We start from the raw sequence: 15,608 nt of genomic DNA, 5'->3' as shown, positions 1-15,608 counted from the left end.
CCACCTCCCAAGAGGTAGCGCCAATCGCCTGCGGGTTTGGCGGGGAAAACTGGCAACCGTTCGCCACGGGCTACCCGTCCGCCCTGCTTCCTGCAGCAATGGCGACACGATCCAGCACAGCCCGAAACACATCAGGGGCCATAGCCACACCAGGCAATGCCGCACAGGTGGCCGACCCGGCACCGATGGCAACGCGGCGCGCATTTTCGGAATTGCCGATAAGGGCGGGCACCTCATTGTGCTCTATGCAGTTCCCGCCGTTCGTTATGGCGGCCTGCCCGGCCAACACGCCGAAATGCTCCACGCCCTGGCGGGCATAGGCGGCATACAGGCGCACAAAGTCTTTGCGGGTCCACTTCTCATCCTTGGCCGTTAGGTCCTGGCACAGCTTCACCCAACCGCCGAACCCGGTTTGCACAACCGCGTTCGTAATCGGATCGTCAAACACCACGGACCGCCACGAACCAACGCTTTTCACGGCCTCAATCACCTTGGCGGCCTCCACTTCGGCACGGTCTTCAAGCGCTTCCGCAGGGCCGGTTATGATTTCGCGCAACTCCACAGGCTTGGGGAAAAAACGCAGGCTTACCACGGCCATGTCCACAGCCCGCTCTACCTGCTCAATGCTGAAATCCGACAAGGCACGATGGTAAATGCGCGGCAAGGCATCGCTGGACTGCTTTGCAAAGGCTTCACACAGCCCCAGGAAGGCCACCAGAAACCGCTTCCGCTCATCAAGGTTTTCCCATTCCATGCGCTTACCCCTGCTGCATCAGGCGTTCGGCAACGCCCTGGTTGTGCTCGGTTACGGAGTTGCCAGCGCGGCCTGCAGGTGCCTTTTGCCCTGCGGCGGGCTTGGTGTTCTCGTACTTGCCTTCAAACACGCCAAGCATGGACTTTGTTTTCAGCAGCCAATCGAAATCAGCACGCCAGCCCCGGTCATTCTCGCCAAGCAGGAACGGAAGCTGCGCAACGGCGTCAAAGTAGCCTTCCCACCAGGCAAGGCTTTGCCGCTCTGCCCGTGCCCGCCAAGCTAGTTGCAGCACACGGCGGCGGGTGTCGGTCATGTCCCGCACCTGGGCAAGCTGCGGCAGCTTGGCGTTGTAGATGCTGGCAATCTTCCCGTAAGGGCAAGGTGGCACCTTCGGGGACGGGTCCGGGCTTCCGGCGTCTACATCGTCCCCGGCATCGGATTCGCCCGACTCGGAAACGGAAGGGGCGGGGGCAGGGCCTTCGCCGTCAGGCGGGGGCGTACCCTCTTCTCTCTTCCCTTTCTGTTCCTGTTCCTGCTCCTGTTCCTGATTAGGGGATGGTTGCGGGCATACCTGCCCAAAGGCTTCAAAGAAGGCTTCCCTAAAGCCTTGAGAAAGCCCGTCAACCGTGCATGCGGCGTGCTTTATGAGGGTATTTTTCAGGTCGCATTCGGGCAGATCGTGATACCCGCCCACCCACGACTTGACCACGTTGGGCGATTCCGGCGGGTTGTGTCTGAGGAAGTTCGGGAACCAGATCAACAGCCCCTTTTCGTCATGCTTCGCCATGCCTTGCGCCAAGACTTCCGCGAAGGCTTCCGTAAAGGCTTGCGTATCCATGCCCAATTCAAACGCCAGGCCGGGCAGGTTCGCCCGGATAGCGCCTAACGGGGTCATGTGGGGGTGTGTGATTATGAACAGGAAAGACAGCTTTGCACGCTCTGAAAGCGCGCGGAACTTCTGATCGTTCCAAATGTGTGTTGATACCTTGCGGTACTTCTGCTTGATGCTCATCCGAAACCATTCCCTTGCGTTTTCGCCTGGTTCCAGGCATTATTTCGTATCCGAAATGCGCTAGCTTCTACCTAGCGCCCCTTGCGCCCCTTAGCCCCCCGGACTGAGGGGCTTTTTCTCTTACCCTCCTCCACAATATTCGGGCACGTCATGCACTCGCACGGCGGTACGCCTGAAATGTTCCGTTCCGGGCACAGGAAACAGAACAGCACGCTATCAACCTCACCCCACACAGTGCGGGCCGACTTGCGCATCGCATTAGCGCGGCCACGCTCCTTTCCAAAGTCATTGCCTGACATACTGCGGATCCTTCACACCATGCGGACACGGCCACCATGCGCACGGCAAGGCGTCTGAATTGGGGGCTTCAATGGCGGGGCCACAGGCAAGGCAGAGATTAGGCGGGTAAAACCGATGCACAGACACGCCGTGGTACATGGCGGTACGAACCGTCAGCGAAACGGCCGTGTCTTCTTTCCAGCCCGGCATGCAGATCAAATGCACGGCTGCCAGCCGGTCCATTACCAGCATGGTTTCTTCGTGTGAGGAAAGCGGTACCAGAACGGTAGCACCCTGCTCTTTCATGCCTACCGCGTAGGCTTGGGCGGCAAGTTCCTGTGCGGCCCGAAGCAGCGGCCGCGTGGTACGGTCCGCCAGGGGGTACAGAATGGCTATGGTCTTCATCCCCTACCCCTCCATTTCCTGGCGGTAGGCAACCACGGTTTCGTCCACCTCGCCCTTCACATCTTCGGCTAGGGCTTGCACTTCGCGCATGTCCGCGCGGTCCTGTATGGCAGTGTGCAGCTTGGTCAACGCGGGGTAATCGTCCAGGCATTCGGCCATTACATCCGGCTTATCCGGTGTGCCGGTGGCGTTCGGTATGCAGTGCATTTCAAGCGGTTCGGCCATGTAGTTGAGCATAGCCCGCGCCAGTTCTTCCCCGCCAGCTTCATTCAGGTCATGCAACAGCATGCGCACCCGCTGAATAAAGGGCCGCGCGGTATCCCCGTCATAGTCCGGGTTCCGCATCGTCTTGTAGATTTGCTTGTGGCCTATCTTGAAAATCCGCTCGAGCGCGGACATGCCCAGGCAATCCTTTGCCTCAAGCATCATTTCCCAGGCTTGCAATGTGTTCTTGCCCATGTCAGCGACTCTCTTTTATTTGCTCCGCCCTTCTGTTACGTGAAGATTGACGTACCAACACGCAACAGAAGGAACGGAAATGAAAGGAATTGTCATTGCGGTTAACCGCATCCGTGGAATGGTTGCCGTGCAACTTGAAGACGGTGACCACATCGTTTTCGAAAGCCTCGGAGGCGACTTCTCGAAGGGTGACATAGTCTCGAACATCAAGGACGAACACGGGGACCAGGAAGTCATGAACGTAACTGAGGGATCACGAGAATCCATCTACGTTGAAGCCCTGAACGCCACCATCAAAAGCGCCTTAACCCTGATCAGTTAGAACCACTTCCAACATCCGCAGGGCGTCGGCATACGCCTTGCGGGTGTATTGATGCACCTTCGCCCCTCCATTACGGCACAGCATTTCGTTAACGCGCATCCCGCGTTCCGCGAGTAGAATCTTACGCTTAAGTATCACTCGCATAGCGGTAAGCCTCTCCTCCCTGGTGCCCGCAATGACAGGCCAAGCAGGTTGAACCCGCCAGTGCACCATGTTTGAAAAGTCCGCACCCGAGTTGCGCAACGTCCATTCCAGCAACTTACGCCGTGCGCGGCATTTTGCTTCCCGCTTGCGTTCATCCCTATCCATGCCAACAACATTCAAGCACATTACATTGACCTCTATCGTTTGAAATGGCGTCCCCTTTCCGGTACTGATGAAGGGCCAACAATCACACAGCCGGAAAGGAGAACACCGTGAAAAAACCTGTAGGCATACTTTCTTCCGGGGCACCGACGCCAAAGCATGCACTCGAAATGGAAAAACAACTTGTAGCCGAAGGCTTCACTAAGGTGCCCCCGCATCAGAAGCCGGAACCGGGCCAGTTTCGCGTGATTGAGGAAAGTATTCAGCGTTCAAATCGGCTATCTCGGTCCTACATCTTCGAAACAAACTATCCAGATACAGAACCTGCCCGATAGGGTGGCTCCGCTTATCGCCGTGATATGAAGTGAACGAGTAGTCGTCGAAGAACACGCACAAGAGGCTGACATTTTGCTTGTCGGCCTCTTCTTTTAGCTGTGCATACAGTTCCGCAAGGCGCGGACTTGGAAGAGATACGTCATTCATCCAGCGCTTCATCCCTTCATCAAGGTTGCGCTCGTATTCATCCCAATCAATGACCAAGGGCTGTTCACTCATCCCCTACCCCTTTCGCAGGGAAACCCCTGCCACGTTTCAACCGGTCCACTCTGGTTTCCAGCTTTTAAAAAAAAGTTTTCCCTGCTATGGGCAAAGGAATCCTAATTTCAGCCCAACAGTAAAAAAGGAAAATGAAATGCTTAAGGACATCATTTGCGAGGCAATTAACACCCGAAGCGAATTGCGTGTATTTTACAACGGCGGCTATAGAACTATCGAGCCGCACCGAATGGGGATTGCGAACACTGAAAACACCCTTCTCCGATGCTTTCAAACGAGCGGCTACAGCGAATCGGGAGAAACAGTCGGCTGGAAACTTTTTAATGTGAGAAACATGCGTGACGTTAGCCCCACGGGAGTGCACTTCCTCACCCCACGGCCAGAGTACACCTTGGCCGACAGCGCCATGCATCGCGTAATTTGCGAATTGTAGCCGACACGTCCCCAGCGCCACTCCTTCGTCTTCATTCCGCAGGGAAACCCCTGCCGTCTTTCGTCTCGCCGTTTCGTGACCAGTGGCACACACTACGCAACAGTAGAGATCAGGCCGCATTTTCAGCGCCTTCCTTAAAAAGATCAGGGCACAAGTCAGTCAGGGGAATGCCCAACAGGGCGTGATAGCGAACCGCTGCTTTACCAGCCACGGAGAGTTCCCCGCGACAGTGCTTAAGGACGGTTGCGCGGGTGTAGCCTGTGAGCCTGCCTAGTTCGGCATAGGTAAGGCCGTGGTCATTTCGGTACTTCTCTACGGCGTTGTTCATGACCACAATTGTTTCTAAAAAGAATCACAATGTCAATAAATAAAGATTCTGAATAGAATCAGCAGAGTGTATAGAGGGAAAGAATGGACAGCCAATTCGATTACATATGGAACAGCTTTCTCAAGCGAGTCGAAGCAGAAATCGACCGCACTTCACAGGCGGACGTTGCTCGTCGACTAGGGGTAAACAGAGGGCAAGTTTCGAAATGGCTTAGCGGCCTTCAGGTTGGAGGAAACCTAAAAACGTTTCTTACTCACCTTGAAAAACTGGAAATACCGCTGAATCAACTCACCAACCCTAACTACCAGTCTCCCCCCCCTACTTCCCAATCTACACAGTGGAAACCTTCTTTGTATGAGATACACCTTGCCGCCACCCTACAGTCGGGAGCTAAACTCCTAGGAAAATCCGTACAATCTATCTACGCACACGCTTATGGTGACTCATCACACGTACCGCTTTCCCATGTTCAAGCCATGCTACAGGGCAAAGCCCAAATGGGCGTTGAAGACTTCTACAAACTCTGCAAAAGCATTGGACTTCTGCCTTCTGATGTTCTTGATAGAGTGGCAAAGCTAGCTGAAGAGAACGGAGCGAAAAAAGGCGCGCCCCGACGACGCACAGCTTGAAGCTAATCACAGGGGGAATCTCCACAAAGAAATCCCCTGTGCAAATCTCATACGCAAAGTTAAGGCTTGTATAAAGGCTTATAGAAAGGCTTTACACAAGCCTTTTTTTTAGGCTAAAAACATCCTTCGACAGACAATTATGAGAATAAAATCAGCATACTAGGCGCATCTAAGACTGAGCGCCCAATCAATACTACTTGAAAATCATACGAGAACTCTCAACTTTTACGTTGACTAACCCGAAAATGGTATCATAATGATACCAAACCGAAGGCGACAAAATGTCTGTATACGATTTGGAGACAGTCAAAGACATCGTTCGCAATGGCCCCAAGGGAGTAATATTCTCGACCAAAGAGAAGACAACCTTTGCCTGTAAACGCCTTGGGATATCCAAACTTGAGATGTTCGAAATACTGTTGGAGCTTGAGCCAAAGCACTTCTTTAAAAGCATGGCCGACAAATACATAGAAGGAGATAGCCTTGATGTATATCACTACGACCATGAGAACATCCCTCTCTACATAAAATTCAAAATAAAAACGATAAATGGCGAAAATCTGATCGTCACCTCAATGCATAAACGCTGAAAGGAGAGGTAGCCATGACATATGAATCAACAGTTTGCCCCATTTGTGAAAAAGGCACTCTTAAAAAAATCTCAGGCTTTACATATAAATATAAAAACAAATCATTAAATCTTCCTAGTTATATATATTATGAATGCACCCACTGCGATCAAAATATTGAAGCTGGAGAAGACAATCTCGACATTGATGCTGAAATATTAAACTTCATGCGAGATGTTGACGGGCTCCTTAGGCCTGAAGACATAAAAAAAATCCGTACAGGGTATGCGTTAAGTCAAAAAAACCTTGCCGGCATACTTGGCGTTGGAATTAAAACATTCACGAGATATGAATCTGGTTCTGTCACCCAAAGCCGTATCATGGACAACTTCTTACGCGTTTTAAAAGAGCATCCTGAGATACTGCGCACCCTTGCGAACACACCTGCTTCTCAGTTCAAGTATAACTACTCCATGAATGTAGCAGTTAACATCTCTAAGACTGACACTCTTTCAGATTACACAGGGTCGTACGAACTCGCAGAATGCGCTTAAGGAACCGACATGCATATCATTGACATTAGATTGCTTTCCTGCAGATATTCTAACACCCCTGATAAAAAGGATTCTGCCGAAGACTTGGAACTTGAAATCCAATGTGGGAAGAGCTTTAACGAAAAAAAGAAAATTGGCACATTCAGGGTCAAGGTCCGGAACACGAAAGAAGACGAGCCTTACTCATTCATGCTTGAATACGGCGGAAAATTCAAATTTGAAGATGTTGAAATTGAAGACCAAGAGACATTCGACAGGCTGCAAAATGTTAACATCCCGGCTATTATTTACCCGTACATTAGAGAGCACCTTGCAGATTTATGCCGTCGAGCCGGAAGCCCCCCAGTCTTCCTCCCTCCAGTTAACTTTGTTAAACTTGCCAAAATAGAACAGCGTACTAACAACTGATTACTCCTACCCCGCCTACGCGGGGTTTTTTTGGGCCCCCTACGCTTCTTTTTAGAATCGTTCCCATTGACATTTCTGGTTCTTTTTGGAAACATATTTTCAACACGAACGACAAACCCGCCGAACACGTTCCCCGGAACAGAGTAGGCAGCCGGGCGCGCCGGGAGTGTACCCCGCCGGGCGGCAGGGAGGCACCGAACGGAAACTAGTAGGACCGCCGCGAACGAGGCCCATTAAGGCGGGAGGGATTGATAGCTCATTGAATGGGAGGCTGACTATGTGCAGCGAAAAACAAGACCCCCTTTACGAGGCATTTGTAGAATGGTGCCGCGAAAAGGGGATCACGCCAGAACAGGCTGGCCTGCTGGCACGATTGTGGAGTCTACGAGAGCAAATCAGCCTTGCGGAAGCAAGGCATAAATCTCATCCGTCGTAAGCTCTCGCACCTGCGAAGGGGTCCAATGGTATGTTTCAGCAAAATAGCGATACAACACAAATTCTCTTTCAAGGTTTTTGTATCCTCGTTTGCCAGCAAGAACGGCGCAGTACTTACCAAGTAGCTGGCTCCGCCTCCTTGCTTCAATAACCAACACCTCTTCTTCAAGCGCATTAATGTCTTTGTCTTTCTTTGCAGGCATAAGCACCTCTTTGGATACAGGTTTCAGCATATCAATTTCACAACCGTAATACGCCAAAGCGATTCAAAGTGCCAAGCACAGAAACACATGACGCGCCCTAAACCACAAAAGATAGCCCATGCAGCGCACACCACTCTTTCCCACGCTCCACGTTGTACGCGACTTCACCCTGCGGCTTGTCTATGGCGGCCTGTTCATCCTGTTCCTGCTGGCCCTTTCCGGCTTGGGACAAATCATAACAGGAACAATGTAACCCCGGAGAGATAACCATGCCCACTGACGACGGCCTTGTTTCCCTGGCGAACCTGAAAGGCGGTGCCGTAATTGAAGCGGCCGACTATGCCCTGCAGGAAGTATTCGAAAACATCCTGGACCCCAACACGGAACCCACGCAGATGCGCGAAGTAACCGTGAAGCTGGTCTTCAAGCCCGGTAAGGACCGCAGCACCAGCGCCATACTGGTCAAGGTAGACCGCAAGCTTGCCGCTCAGGCCCCGTTCGATTCCACCATTGCAATCGGCAAGGGTCTGGACGGCAAGGCAATTGGCAGCGAGTTCGGCGCGCTTGATCCCGGCCAGCACATCCTGCCCGAAACCGTAGAAGACCCCGGCAAAGCCTTTGCCGGTTCCAAGAATGTAACCCCCTTCAAAAGCGCGGCCGCTGGCGGCGCGAACTAACCCGCAACCCAAAGGACACGGCACACCATGCCTGATTTCGATCTCAGCGAAACGCTTGACCGCGCTGTAAGCCTCGGCAAAGAACTGGCCGCTGCGGAAGTTGAACGCAAAACGCAGTTTGTCGTTCAGGAACACAATGGCCGCCCGTTCTGGAAAGGCGATTTCCGCCCCATGAAGGACCCCGAAGCGGATACCCTTTCCGTGAACACCCTTACCGCTCTGGTAGACTACCTGGCGCACAACCCGGACGGCCTGGAGCTTGATAAGCTCCTGGTCCATGTGAACAATGCCACGGACGTTGCCATTCGCTCCATTCCCACCGGCCCCCATCTGCAACGCCCTGTATTCATGCGCGCAACGGCCCTTGTGCCCGATCATATGTATGACCGCTTCGTGGGGCCGGATAGCTTCGTGCCCTACCTGCAGTCCTGCTTCGCGGAAGGCGGCGACTTGGAAACCGTCATTGCCATCTGCAGCAACCTTTCCGCCCAGGCGGAAGTGGGACAGACCGACGACGGCCTTTCGCAGACCGTGACCGCCCGCGTTGGCGTCCAGCGCAAAACGAATATCGAAGTGCCCAACCCTGTTGTGCTCTACCCCTTCTCTTCCTTCGTCGAAATCATGCAGCCCGCCCGCAAGTTCGTGCTCCGCTTTAAGGGTAGCCCGGATGAAGGCGCATCCTGCAAGCTCATGGCCGCAGACGGCGGTGCATGGCAGATCGCGGCAATAGAAGAAATCAGCAAGTGGCTGCGTGAAAAGCTTCCCGAAGGCGTGCGCGTAATCGCGTAGCGCTTGCCCACTCCACACAACGCCGGGGGCGCGCCCAAGCCCCCGGCACTACCCCACCCACACCATGAAGAAAGAATACACCGTTGAAGTTGCCCTGCGGGTCCTGGTTCCCGTGAAAGCCGACGATGCGCACACCGCGCAGATCATCGCCAAAGATCGCGCCGAAATGAGCGCGGCCTTCGGCGGTAAGCTGCACGTTCTGGAAGTGCAGGCCGGAAATCTGGAAGAGAAAAGGGAGGCGTAACCATGTCACGTAGTAAACGCCGCTTGTACGTCGTGCTGCACGTTCTGCGCTCAATATGCCAGGGCATGTTGCAGACCGATGCCGAAGCGAAGGAAGCCAGGGACACGGAAGCAAGGCTTGCGTCAAAGAGCGTTCAAAGCATCAAGCGCATCCTTGCCCGTGTAGAGGCAGAAATGGACGCCCTGGGCACCCTGGACGCCAGCGACAACCGCTACATGATCGAAGTGGGCGATAAACTCCGCGCCGCATGGTCGGACGATGAACAGCTTACCCGCCCCACCTTCATATCCGTAGCTCTGGCAATGGTTGTGGAGCACAAAGACCGGCTTCCGCACAACGCAACCCAGGCCCGCGCCATGTATGACGCCCTGGAAGGCATGCTTTCCACGCTGTACAACCACTTTGACCCGGACCTTTCGGCCCTGCCCGACATGAACCACGGCGAAGCCCTGGCGCATGAGTTCGTGCAGGTCGCCTTCGCGGCGTAGGGGGTGGTATGCGTAACTGCCCATTCTGCAACAGTTCCAACACCAAAATAGTCGGCAAGCACGCTACCGCCGCTTATTCGTACCACACCCCGCACAAGCCTAAATTCTCCGTTCGCTGCTCTGCCTGCCTTGCGCGTGGCCCGATCAAGCGCACGGAAGGCGAAGCCGTAACCGCCTGGAACGCCACGGCAGACACCAGCGCCATGCCGCTGTTTAATCAGGAGTCAGCATGAGCGAGAATTTTTCGCCGGAAATATGGACGCTAAAAGGCGTGGTGCGCGTTCTTGAACACAAGGCCGAACTCGTATCATTTCCCGTCCCCAATTACGGAGAACAGCACCTTTCTTTGAAACTGAACCCTAAACAGCTTCATAATGCGGGGCTTTTTGCGGATGGAGTGCCGCCCGTGCATGAACTGTATGTTGGCGTTCCTGACTTCCGCCCCCAACTCTCTGACCGCATGGCGGCCACCTTCAACGCTTGCAAGGGCATCCCGACAAAACAGCTTGAAGGCATAGAGCTAATCAAACCGCGTCCGCTTGAAGAATATCACGAGGATGAAGGTTATGTGCTTTGGTGGACATTCCCCATAGAAGAACCTCCATACTGCGGCGCGCCGTTTTGCAGTGATTGGCCCGGATACCATACCCATTGGACAAAGATACTTCTGCCAGCAGAACCAGGGGAAGGGGAGCAATGAAAGCTATCTTCTTTGCCATCTGGCCCTATGTCCTTCCCGGCATTGCTTTCTGGTGCCTTTGGGATGCAGCTAAAGCGCATGCAGAAGGCAGACAGGAAGACGCCTTCATGTTCCTGCTGCAAGCAATCTTCTTCATGCTGGCAGAAATCGCCCGTGCCTTGCGTGATGTACCTACGCCAGGAGAATAAACCATGCATGAAAAGCCCCTTTTCATCCCCCTACGCACCAGGCACTTTGCCGACTTTGAAGCGGGCACCAAAACCGTTGAATACCGCCAGCACAAGCGGCAGTGGAACCTGCGCAATGTGCGCGTTGGCCGCCGCGCTACTCTCTCCCTCGGCTACAACGGCGGTAAGCGCCTGTACGGCGTTGTCACTTCGGCAGATGTGCGCCATTCCAGCACCCTGCCCGAGTATGATCGGGCCGCAGTTCTAGAGTGCTACGGGGGCGACGTGGAATTGATTTGTATTGGCATCAGGCTTGAGGGGAACGGTAATGGAAGATAAGCAGATACAAACACAACCCGCTGCACTAGTTAACCTCAAGCAGCTTGCAAAGGCGCTTGGTATGTCATATCGGCGCTTGCAAGATGTATGGAAATTGCTGCCTCACATCATATTGCCCGGCCTCAAGGCAACGGATGGACGCGCCGCCCGTTTTTCTGTAGAGGACGTCAAAGCGTTCCTGGTACGAAACAACGGGGTTAATTATGGCGATAGCGACATATCAGACAAAGCAAGGGAGGCGGTACAAAGCGGAACTGTACGCCGGGGGGAAACGCATTGCCTGCAAGCGGGGCTTTCTAACGAAGAAGGAAGCCCGCGATTGGCTACGCGACGCAGAAAAAGCCCCCGTTCAGCCGCAGCATCAGCGGCAGACCCTCATAACCTTAGAGCAACTTGCTAATGCCTATCTCACCGAAATACAAGATCGACGTAAAAGAAACACGTACATCTATAAACGCGGCACCTTTCGCCGCGTTTTAGCATTTTCAGGCTATACCATCCTGCTCCGCGATGTAACGCGGGACCACTTGGCAGAGTATCTACGCATTCAAAAAGAGGAACGCGGAGAAACAGCCGCAAACTGTGACCTCCGCGAAATCTCCACTCTATTCAAATGGGGAATGAAACACGGGCATACCGTTCATAATCCCGCCATCTCCATAGAATCATACGCGACTAAATCATATGTGCGCTATGTTCCACCCGCAGAAGATATAGCTGCCGTCCGCATGGCTGCGACAAAAGAAGAACGCCAGATCATCGACACGCTGTACTTTACCGCCGCCAGATTAAGCGAAGTCCTGGGCATGACCTGGGAAGATGTAAACTTCGAAGCGCGGGCGCTCCGCCTCTGGACTTCAAAGCGCCGTGGGGGCAACAAAGAGCCGCGCGTACTCGGGATACATGAAGAGTTGCATTCGTTGCTATGGGGCATTTGGGAAGAACGGGACAAAACAAACCCGTATGTTTTTCCCAACCCACTTACAGGCCAACCATACCACCGCATTAGCGGATTCATCCGCGATTTATTCAAGCGCGTTTGTGAACGTGCCGGGCTTGAAAAGCCTTTTACAGCTCACGCCATCCGGCACCATGTGGCGTCGCGTATCTCCGATTCCCACAAGGCCACCACGCGCCAGATTCAAAAATTCCTTGGACACATGAACGTCCGCACTACGGAAATATACCTACATGAATTGCAGGTTGACCACTCCATTCTTGATGCCTTCAACCCCTCGCCAATTGAGGCTTCTAAGGCACAAAATGAAGAGTGATTCGCGGCGTGATTTGTGGCGTGATTCTGAAACACAAAGTGTCTTTCGACGGCATTTTGAGGCATAATAAAATAGCGTATCATGCTGTAACTACACAATTTCACTAAACACGAATGCGGCTATTCATCGACTCGAAATCGAGTTAGGGGTTAATAGCCTCTACGTGGGTTCGAATCCCACCCTCTCCGCCATGAGAATAACAAGCCCCTGAGATTGAAAACAATCTTGGGGGCTTTTCGTTTGGGCTGTGGGGTACATTGAGATGGCACAGAAGATAAGCGTATATCACCACTCAAGCCAATGTATTATTCATTTAATCGCCATGGGTTACATGAACGAATCTCCTCATGTTTACTGAGTAAACAGAATACAATTGCACAATATCGCGTTGTATGTATACGCTCACTAAACCTTTAACTTGAAGCAGGAGATTGTCATGGACGGCATTTATTACGTTGAGTTTGGCACTTCAGGAGGTGCTGGGGGAGGATTGGTTGTTCTGAGTAGTGGCAAGGCTCATGGGGGAGATCTCAGCTACCTTTACGCCGGAACCTACGAAGAAAACCCTAATAATTTTAGTGCAAAGGTCGAAGTGAAACACTGGAAAGGACCGCGCAACAACATTTTTGGAAATGTTGAAAAAATCGACCTAGTCCTTTCAGGTAAAGAAGTCAGTGCGGGGACCATTAAAGGACAAGGGCATCCCGTTGGAGCACCTCAGCGGCAGATGGTTTTTGAAATGAATAAGTTGCGAGACCTTGCTTAACTCGTATTTACCGAAAGAGGGAAGTGCCCTTCCCTCTTTTGATTTTGTCGTCACCACATGCTATGTAGCGAAGTCCATATTATAAGGATTACAAATGAAGTGGAAGATGAAAACTCTCCGCGAACTTGGAGCAATAATTTGTGGAGATGTTGGTTTTTTCAAGTATCGCTCAAGCTACTTCATCACTGAGTTTTTTAATGATTGCGGACTTGATTATACTCATGACGGAACTACACGAGCTGCATGGGTTGCCGATCGTTTAGGGGATGTTTTGGCGCTTCCACAGACCAATCCTGCGATTCTGCCTGATGCTTTTGTGCGTATCATCCGCTCTGTACTTGACAAGAGTGAAGCTCATGACGGAGATAAAGATAGAAGTAAAGCGTTGGCTGCGTTGAACGTTGTACTTAAGCGTGAAGGCTGGGAGGTGTTCTACGACGAAACAGAAACGGCACAGTTGCGCCACATTGCAACAAACGTAGTCGCCCAAATGGACAGTCCGCACCGTCCGATGACTCCTCTCGAATTAGAGCGAAGACGGCTTCTAGAAACCTATCTCAGTGAATGTTCGGAAGACGATTTGATTGAAGAGGTGCTGTTGCCGCTCTTTCGTCAATTGGGATATCACCGCATAACTTCTGCAGGCCACAGAGACAAGGCCTTGGAGTACGGCAAGGATGTTTGGATGAAATTCACCTTGCCTACACTTCATGTTATCTACTTTGGGATACAGGCAAAAAAGGGAAGACTGGATGCTGCAGGTATGGGAAAAAATGGTTCTAACAACATTGCGGAAATATACAATCAAGTTTCCATGATGCTCGGTCATGAAGTATTCGATCCTGAGCTAAATCGGCGCGTACTGGTTGATCATGCGTTTATAGTTTCAGGAGGGGAGATTACCAAGCAGGCGCGAAATTGGCTTGGAAACAAGCTAGATGCGGCCAAACGATCGCAAATCATGTTCATGGAGCGAAACGACATTCTCGATCTATTCATCGTAGCTAATTTGCCCCTCCCTAAGGGAGCCTTGCCAGAGGTGGACAGGTTCAGCCTTCATGATGATGTTCCTTTTTAATTTTCTTCCTCGGTTTTAAACAGCATACATCCCTTATGGGTCTTTTGTATCCAGCAAGAATGTGGTTCACAATACTAGTACACATTGGCTCAACATATTTCCGTCAATCGTGTACCATCCCCTAATTCCAATGTCTTTGGAATGCGCCAGCGAGGTTGCTAAAATTCCACCCTCGCTGCCCAAACAACGACAACCCCCCAAGGTTGAAAACAATCTTGGGGTTTTTTCTTTCCCCCTTCAATGCCACCCAAATGCCCCTCCCCCGAGCCCCCCCTCCCAGCACAACCACCCCCCCACCAATCGCAACTCATTCACAAATAGGAGCATCGCTCCACCCATCAAAATATTTCCTTAAGAATCGATTACCCACTTTGTTGTTGCAATTCTTATCAAAGTAACTCACAAAAACCCCCTACCTGTATATCTGTTAACATTTACACACTAGGGGAGAGTAATGATTGTAATGTTGCAACGGCTACTTACGGTATTGGCCTGCCTTTCGCTCTGCGCGTGCGCCACCGTGCAGAAGCCGGAAAAAATTGATTCCACCGGGCCGAAGCAGGTGGTCAGTCCCGTTATCGCCAAGGCGGCGGACGAGCCGTACAAAGGACTTAAGCGTAAAGTGGCCATTGCCCGCTTTACCAACGAAAGCAAATACGGCCAGAGCTTCTTTCTGGACGAGAACAACGACCGTATTGGCAAACAAGCTGTGGATATTCTTTCCAACAAGCTGATGGCCACGGAAAAGTTCATTCTGCTGGAACGTGCCGATCTGGATAAGGTACAAAAGGAACTGGGCATAGGAAACGCCTCTCCCCTGCGCAATATGGCCGATTATCTGATTGTCGGCTCCATTTCCGAATTCGGTCGCAAGGAAACGGGCGATGTGGGCATATTCAGCCGCACCAAAAAGCAGGTTGCCTTTGCCAAGGTGAATATCCGCCTTGTTGATGTGTACACGGGTGAAATCATCTACTCCGAAGAAGGCGAAGGGGAAGCCTTTTCCGAAGCGGGATCGGTCTTTGGCGTGGGGGCGCGTCAGGGCTATGATTCCTCCATCAACGACAAAGCCATAGACGCCGCCATTACGGATGTGGCCTCCAATCTTATTGAAAACCTGATGAACAAGCCATGGCGCAGCTACATTCTGGGCAGCGAAGAGGGGCTGTACATCATGGGGGGCGGCGCTTCGCAGGGCATAAAGGCCGGTGACGTGTTTGACGTGATGCAGGAAGGGAAAAAGGTGAACAACCCCCAGACCAATACCCTCATCACCCTGCCCGGCAAAAAGGTGGCAAGCCTGCGCGTGGCGCAGACGGCCGGTTCCTCTGCCGCTGACGAGGTATCTTTCTGCTCGCTGGAATCCGGCGACCTTGCGCAGTGGGATGCCGCCCGGCAGTACGACACCCTTATCATTCAGGCCCCTGCGAGGTAA

At 52.5% G+C, this 15,608-nt stretch carries 25 protein-coding genes; 18 read left to right on the top strand and 7 right to left on the bottom strand.

Annotated features, from left to right (window positions below; all coding sequences use genetic code 11):
• Positions 1-70 precede the first annotated feature (70 nt).
• The 4 genes from HUV26_RS14800 to HUV26_RS14785 all read right to left on the bottom strand — a co-directional run bounded on the left by HUV26_RS14800 (position 71) and on the right by HUV26_RS14785 (position 2,849).
• Positions 71-754, bottom strand: a complete 684-nt coding sequence (locus HUV26_RS14800; protein ID WP_174410916.1) for a DUF6475 domain-containing protein — start codon at positions 752-754, stop codon at positions 71-73.
• Between the two features lie 4 nt (positions 755-758).
• Positions 759-1,766 carry a hypothetical protein gene (locus HUV26_RS14795; protein WP_174410915.1) on the bottom strand — a complete coding sequence of 336 codons (1,008 nt, stop codon included), beginning with the start codon at positions 1,764-1,766 and terminating at the stop codon, positions 759-761.
• Positions 1,767-2,051: 285 nt separating this feature from the next.
• A complete protein-coding gene (locus HUV26_RS14790) occupies positions 2,052-2,450 on the bottom strand; it encodes a hypothetical protein (RefSeq protein WP_174410914.1) in 399 nt (132 codons plus the stop codon).
• A 3-nt stretch (positions 2,451-2,453) separates the two neighbouring features.
• On the bottom strand, positions 2,454-2,849 hold the full coding sequence (locus HUV26_RS14785) for a hypothetical protein (protein WP_174410913.1): 396 nt from the start codon (positions 2,847-2,849) through the stop codon (positions 2,454-2,456).
• 139 nt (positions 2,850-2,988) lie between these two features.
• Between HUV26_RS14785 and HUV26_RS14780 the strand changes: the two genes are divergently transcribed.
• The gene (locus HUV26_RS14780) at positions 2,989-3,231 is read left to right on the top strand and encodes a hypothetical protein (protein WP_174410912.1); all 243 of its coding nucleotides are present in this window, start codon (positions 2,989-2,991) and stop codon (positions 3,229-3,231) included.
• 507 nt (positions 3,232-3,738) lie between these two features.
• Here the strand turns inward: HUV26_RS14780 and HUV26_RS14775 are convergent.
• Together HUV26_RS14775 and HUV26_RS17020 are read right to left on the bottom strand one after the other, a co-directional pair.
• Positions 3,739-4,092 (bottom strand): hypothetical protein, encoded by a 354-nt coding sequence (locus tag HUV26_RS14775; protein ID WP_174410911.1) that lies wholly within the window; start codon positions 4,090-4,092, stop codon positions 3,739-3,741.
• 542 nt (positions 4,093-4,634) lie between these two features.
• Positions 4,635-4,853 carry a helix-turn-helix domain-containing protein gene (locus tag HUV26_RS17020; protein WP_373869066.1) on the bottom strand — a complete coding sequence of 73 codons (219 nt, stop codon included), beginning with the start codon at positions 4,851-4,853 and terminating at the stop codon, positions 4,635-4,637.
• Positions 4,854-4,936: 83 nt separating this feature from the next.
• Here HUV26_RS17020 and HUV26_RS14770 point away from each other — a divergent pair, with 83 nt between their 5' ends.
• From HUV26_RS14770 to HUV26_RS14755, 4 genes are all read left to right on the top strand, one after another.
• Complete coding sequence (locus HUV26_RS14770) at positions 4,937-5,482, top strand: helix-turn-helix domain-containing protein (protein ID WP_174410910.1); 546 nt, start codon at positions 4,937-4,939, stop codon at positions 5,480-5,482.
• Positions 5,483-5,763: 281 nt separating this feature from the next.
• Complete coding sequence (locus HUV26_RS14765; protein WP_174410909.1) at positions 5,764-6,072, top strand: type II toxin-antitoxin system MqsR family toxin; 309 nt, start codon at positions 5,764-5,766, stop codon at positions 6,070-6,072.
• Positions 6,073-6,086: 14 nt separating this feature from the next.
• On the top strand, positions 6,087-6,605 hold the full coding sequence (locus HUV26_RS14760; RefSeq protein WP_174410908.1) for a type II toxin-antitoxin system MqsA family antitoxin: 519 nt from the start codon (positions 6,087-6,089) through the stop codon (positions 6,603-6,605).
• Positions 6,606-6,614: 9 nt separating this feature from the next.
• Positions 6,615-7,013, top strand: a complete 399-nt coding sequence (locus HUV26_RS14755; protein WP_174410907.1) for a protein-export chaperone SecB — start codon at positions 6,615-6,617, stop codon at positions 7,011-7,013.
• Positions 7,014-7,408: 395 nt separating this feature from the next.
• On the opposite strand, the gene HUV26_RS14750 is transcribed toward HUV26_RS14755, so the two are convergent.
• Positions 7,409-7,681, bottom strand: a complete 273-nt coding sequence (locus HUV26_RS14750) for a hypothetical protein (protein WP_174410906.1) — start codon at positions 7,679-7,681, stop codon at positions 7,409-7,411.
• Between the two features lie 88 nt (positions 7,682-7,769).
• Between HUV26_RS14750 and HUV26_RS16950 the strand changes: the two genes are divergently transcribed.
• The 13 genes from HUV26_RS16950 (at position 7,770) to HUV26_RS14690 (ending at position 15,608) form a co-directional block, all read left to right on the top strand.
• Entirely contained in the window at positions 7,770-7,904 is a 135-nt protein-coding gene (locus HUV26_RS16950; RefSeq protein ID WP_274602468.1) for a hypothetical protein, read from the top strand.
• A gap of 16 nt (positions 7,905-7,920) precedes the next feature.
• Positions 7,921-8,328 carry a hypothetical protein gene (locus HUV26_RS14745; RefSeq protein ID WP_174410905.1) on the top strand — a complete coding sequence of 136 codons (408 nt, stop codon included), beginning with the start codon at positions 7,921-7,923 and terminating at the stop codon, positions 8,326-8,328.
• Positions 8,329-8,355: 27 nt separating this feature from the next.
• Positions 8,356-9,117 (top strand): hypothetical protein, encoded by a 762-nt coding sequence (locus tag HUV26_RS14740; RefSeq protein ID WP_174410904.1) that lies wholly within the window; start codon positions 8,356-8,358, stop codon positions 9,115-9,117.
• Positions 9,118-9,181: 64 nt separating this feature from the next.
• Positions 9,182-9,361 (top strand): hypothetical protein, encoded by a 180-nt coding sequence (locus tag HUV26_RS14735; RefSeq protein ID WP_174410903.1) that lies wholly within the window; start codon positions 9,182-9,184, stop codon positions 9,359-9,361.
• 2 nt (positions 9,362-9,363) lie between these two features.
• Positions 9,364-9,849, top strand: coding sequence for a hypothetical protein (locus tag HUV26_RS14730; protein ID WP_174410902.1), 486 nt, complete (start codon positions 9,364-9,366; stop codon positions 9,847-9,849).
• Between the two features lie 8 nt (positions 9,850-9,857).
• Positions 9,858-10,082: a Lar family restriction alleviation protein gene (locus HUV26_RS14725; RefSeq protein ID WP_174410901.1), complete on the top strand. Its 225-nt coding sequence runs from the start codon at positions 9,858-9,860 to the stop codon at positions 10,080-10,082.
• Positions 10,079-10,549 carry a hypothetical protein gene (locus HUV26_RS14720; protein ID WP_174410900.1) on the top strand — a complete coding sequence of 157 codons (471 nt, stop codon included), beginning with the start codon at positions 10,079-10,081 and terminating at the stop codon, positions 10,547-10,549. Before HUV26_RS14725 ends, HUV26_RS14720 begins: the two co-directional genes overlap by 4 nt.
• A complete protein-coding gene (locus HUV26_RS14715; protein WP_174410899.1) occupies positions 10,546-10,737 on the top strand; it encodes a hypothetical protein in 192 nt (63 codons plus the stop codon). The genes HUV26_RS14720 and HUV26_RS14715 overlap by 4 nt, the downstream gene beginning before the upstream one ends.
• A gap of 3 nt (positions 10,738-10,740) precedes the next feature.
• Positions 10,741-11,055: a hypothetical protein gene (locus HUV26_RS14710; protein WP_174410898.1), complete on the top strand. Its 315-nt coding sequence runs from the start codon at positions 10,741-10,743 to the stop codon at positions 11,053-11,055.
• 203 nt (positions 11,056-11,258) lie between these two features.
• Complete coding sequence (locus HUV26_RS14705) at positions 11,259-12,329, top strand: site-specific integrase (protein WP_174410897.1); 1,071 nt, start codon at positions 11,259-11,261, stop codon at positions 12,327-12,329.
• Between the two features lie 436 nt (positions 12,330-12,765).
• A complete protein-coding gene (locus HUV26_RS14700; protein ID WP_174410896.1) occupies positions 12,766-13,095 on the top strand; it encodes a GrlR family regulatory protein in 330 nt (109 codons plus the stop codon).
• Between the two features lie 94 nt (positions 13,096-13,189).
• Positions 13,190-14,173 (top strand): PDDEXK family nuclease, encoded by a 984-nt coding sequence (locus HUV26_RS14695; RefSeq protein ID WP_174410895.1) that lies wholly within the window; start codon positions 13,190-13,192, stop codon positions 14,171-14,173.
• Between the two features lie 454 nt (positions 14,174-14,627).
• Positions 14,628-15,608, top strand: a complete 981-nt coding sequence (locus tag HUV26_RS14690) for a CsgG/HfaB family protein (RefSeq protein WP_205245158.1) — start codon at positions 14,628-14,630, stop codon at positions 15,606-15,608.

Source organism: Desulfovibrio psychrotolerans (assembly GCF_013340305.1).
Lineage (GTDB): Bacteria > Desulfobacterota > Desulfovibrionia > Desulfovibrionales > Desulfovibrionaceae > Halodesulfovibrio > Halodesulfovibrio psychrotolerans.
The sequence above is the reverse complement of the archived record's forward strand: the minus strand, read 5'-3'. Positions and strand labels throughout refer to the sequence as shown.

Excerpts from the sequence above, each read along its gene's own strand:
- HUV26_RS14800 (WP_174410916.1), bottom strand. The coding sequence starts at position 754 with ATGGAATGGGAAAACCTTGATGAGCGGAAGCGGTTTCTGGTGGCCTTC.
- HUV26_RS14795 (WP_174410915.1), bottom strand. The coding sequence starts at position 1,766 with ATGAGCATCAAGCAGAAGTACCGCAAGGTATCAACACACATTTGGAAC.
- HUV26_RS14790 (WP_174410914.1), bottom strand. The coding sequence starts at position 2,450 with ATGAAGACCATAGCCATTCTGTACCCCCTGGCGGACCGTACCACGCGG.
- HUV26_RS14785 (WP_174410913.1), bottom strand. The coding sequence starts at position 2,849 with ATGTCCGCGCTCGAGCGGATTTTCAAGATAGGCCACAAGCAAATCTAC.
- HUV26_RS14780 (WP_174410912.1), top strand. The coding sequence starts at position 2,989 with ATGAAAGGAATTGTCATTGCGGTTAACCGCATCCGTGGAATGGTTGCC.
- HUV26_RS14775 (WP_174410911.1), bottom strand. The coding sequence starts at position 4,092 with ATGAGTGAACAGCCCTTGGTCATTGATTGGGATGAATACGAGCGCAAC.
- HUV26_RS17020 (WP_373869066.1), bottom strand. The coding sequence starts at position 4,853 with ATGAACAACGCCGTAGAGAAGTACCGAAATGACCACGGCCTTACCTAT.
- HUV26_RS14770 (WP_174410910.1), top strand. The coding sequence starts at position 4,937 with ATGGACAGCCAATTCGATTACATATGGAACAGCTTTCTCAAGCGAGTC.
- HUV26_RS14765 (WP_174410909.1), top strand. The coding sequence starts at position 5,764 with ATGTCTGTATACGATTTGGAGACAGTCAAAGACATCGTTCGCAATGGC.
- HUV26_RS14760 (WP_174410908.1), top strand. The coding sequence starts at position 6,087 with ATGACATATGAATCAACAGTTTGCCCCATTTGTGAAAAAGGCACTCTT.
- HUV26_RS14755 (WP_174410907.1), top strand. The coding sequence starts at position 6,615 with ATGCATATCATTGACATTAGATTGCTTTCCTGCAGATATTCTAACACC.
- HUV26_RS14750 (WP_174410906.1), bottom strand. The coding sequence starts at position 7,681 with ATGCTGAAACCTGTATCCAAAGAGGTGCTTATGCCTGCAAAGAAAGAC.
- HUV26_RS16950 (WP_274602468.1), top strand. The coding sequence starts at position 7,770 with ATGCAGCGCACACCACTCTTTCCCACGCTCCACGTTGTACGCGACTTC.
- HUV26_RS14745 (WP_174410905.1), top strand. The coding sequence starts at position 7,921 with ATGCCCACTGACGACGGCCTTGTTTCCCTGGCGAACCTGAAAGGCGGT.
- HUV26_RS14740 (WP_174410904.1), top strand. The coding sequence starts at position 8,356 with ATGCCTGATTTCGATCTCAGCGAAACGCTTGACCGCGCTGTAAGCCTC.
- HUV26_RS14735 (WP_174410903.1), top strand. The coding sequence starts at position 9,182 with ATGAAGAAAGAATACACCGTTGAAGTTGCCCTGCGGGTCCTGGTTCCC.
- HUV26_RS14730 (WP_174410902.1), top strand. The coding sequence starts at position 9,364 with ATGTCACGTAGTAAACGCCGCTTGTACGTCGTGCTGCACGTTCTGCGC.
- HUV26_RS14725 (WP_174410901.1), top strand. The coding sequence starts at position 9,858 with ATGCGTAACTGCCCATTCTGCAACAGTTCCAACACCAAAATAGTCGGC.
- HUV26_RS14720 (WP_174410900.1), top strand. The coding sequence starts at position 10,079 with ATGAGCGAGAATTTTTCGCCGGAAATATGGACGCTAAAAGGCGTGGTG.
- HUV26_RS14715 (WP_174410899.1), top strand. The coding sequence starts at position 10,546 with ATGAAAGCTATCTTCTTTGCCATCTGGCCCTATGTCCTTCCCGGCATT.
- HUV26_RS14710 (WP_174410898.1), top strand. The coding sequence starts at position 10,741 with ATGCATGAAAAGCCCCTTTTCATCCCCCTACGCACCAGGCACTTTGCC.
- HUV26_RS14705 (WP_174410897.1), top strand. The coding sequence starts at position 11,259 with ATGGCGATAGCGACATATCAGACAAAGCAAGGGAGGCGGTACAAAGCG.
- HUV26_RS14700 (WP_174410896.1), top strand. The coding sequence starts at position 12,766 with ATGGACGGCATTTATTACGTTGAGTTTGGCACTTCAGGAGGTGCTGGG.
- HUV26_RS14695 (WP_174410895.1), top strand. The coding sequence starts at position 13,190 with ATGAAGTGGAAGATGAAAACTCTCCGCGAACTTGGAGCAATAATTTGT.
- HUV26_RS14690 (WP_205245158.1), top strand. The coding sequence starts at position 14,628 with ATGATTGTAATGTTGCAACGGCTACTTACGGTATTGGCCTGCCTTTCG.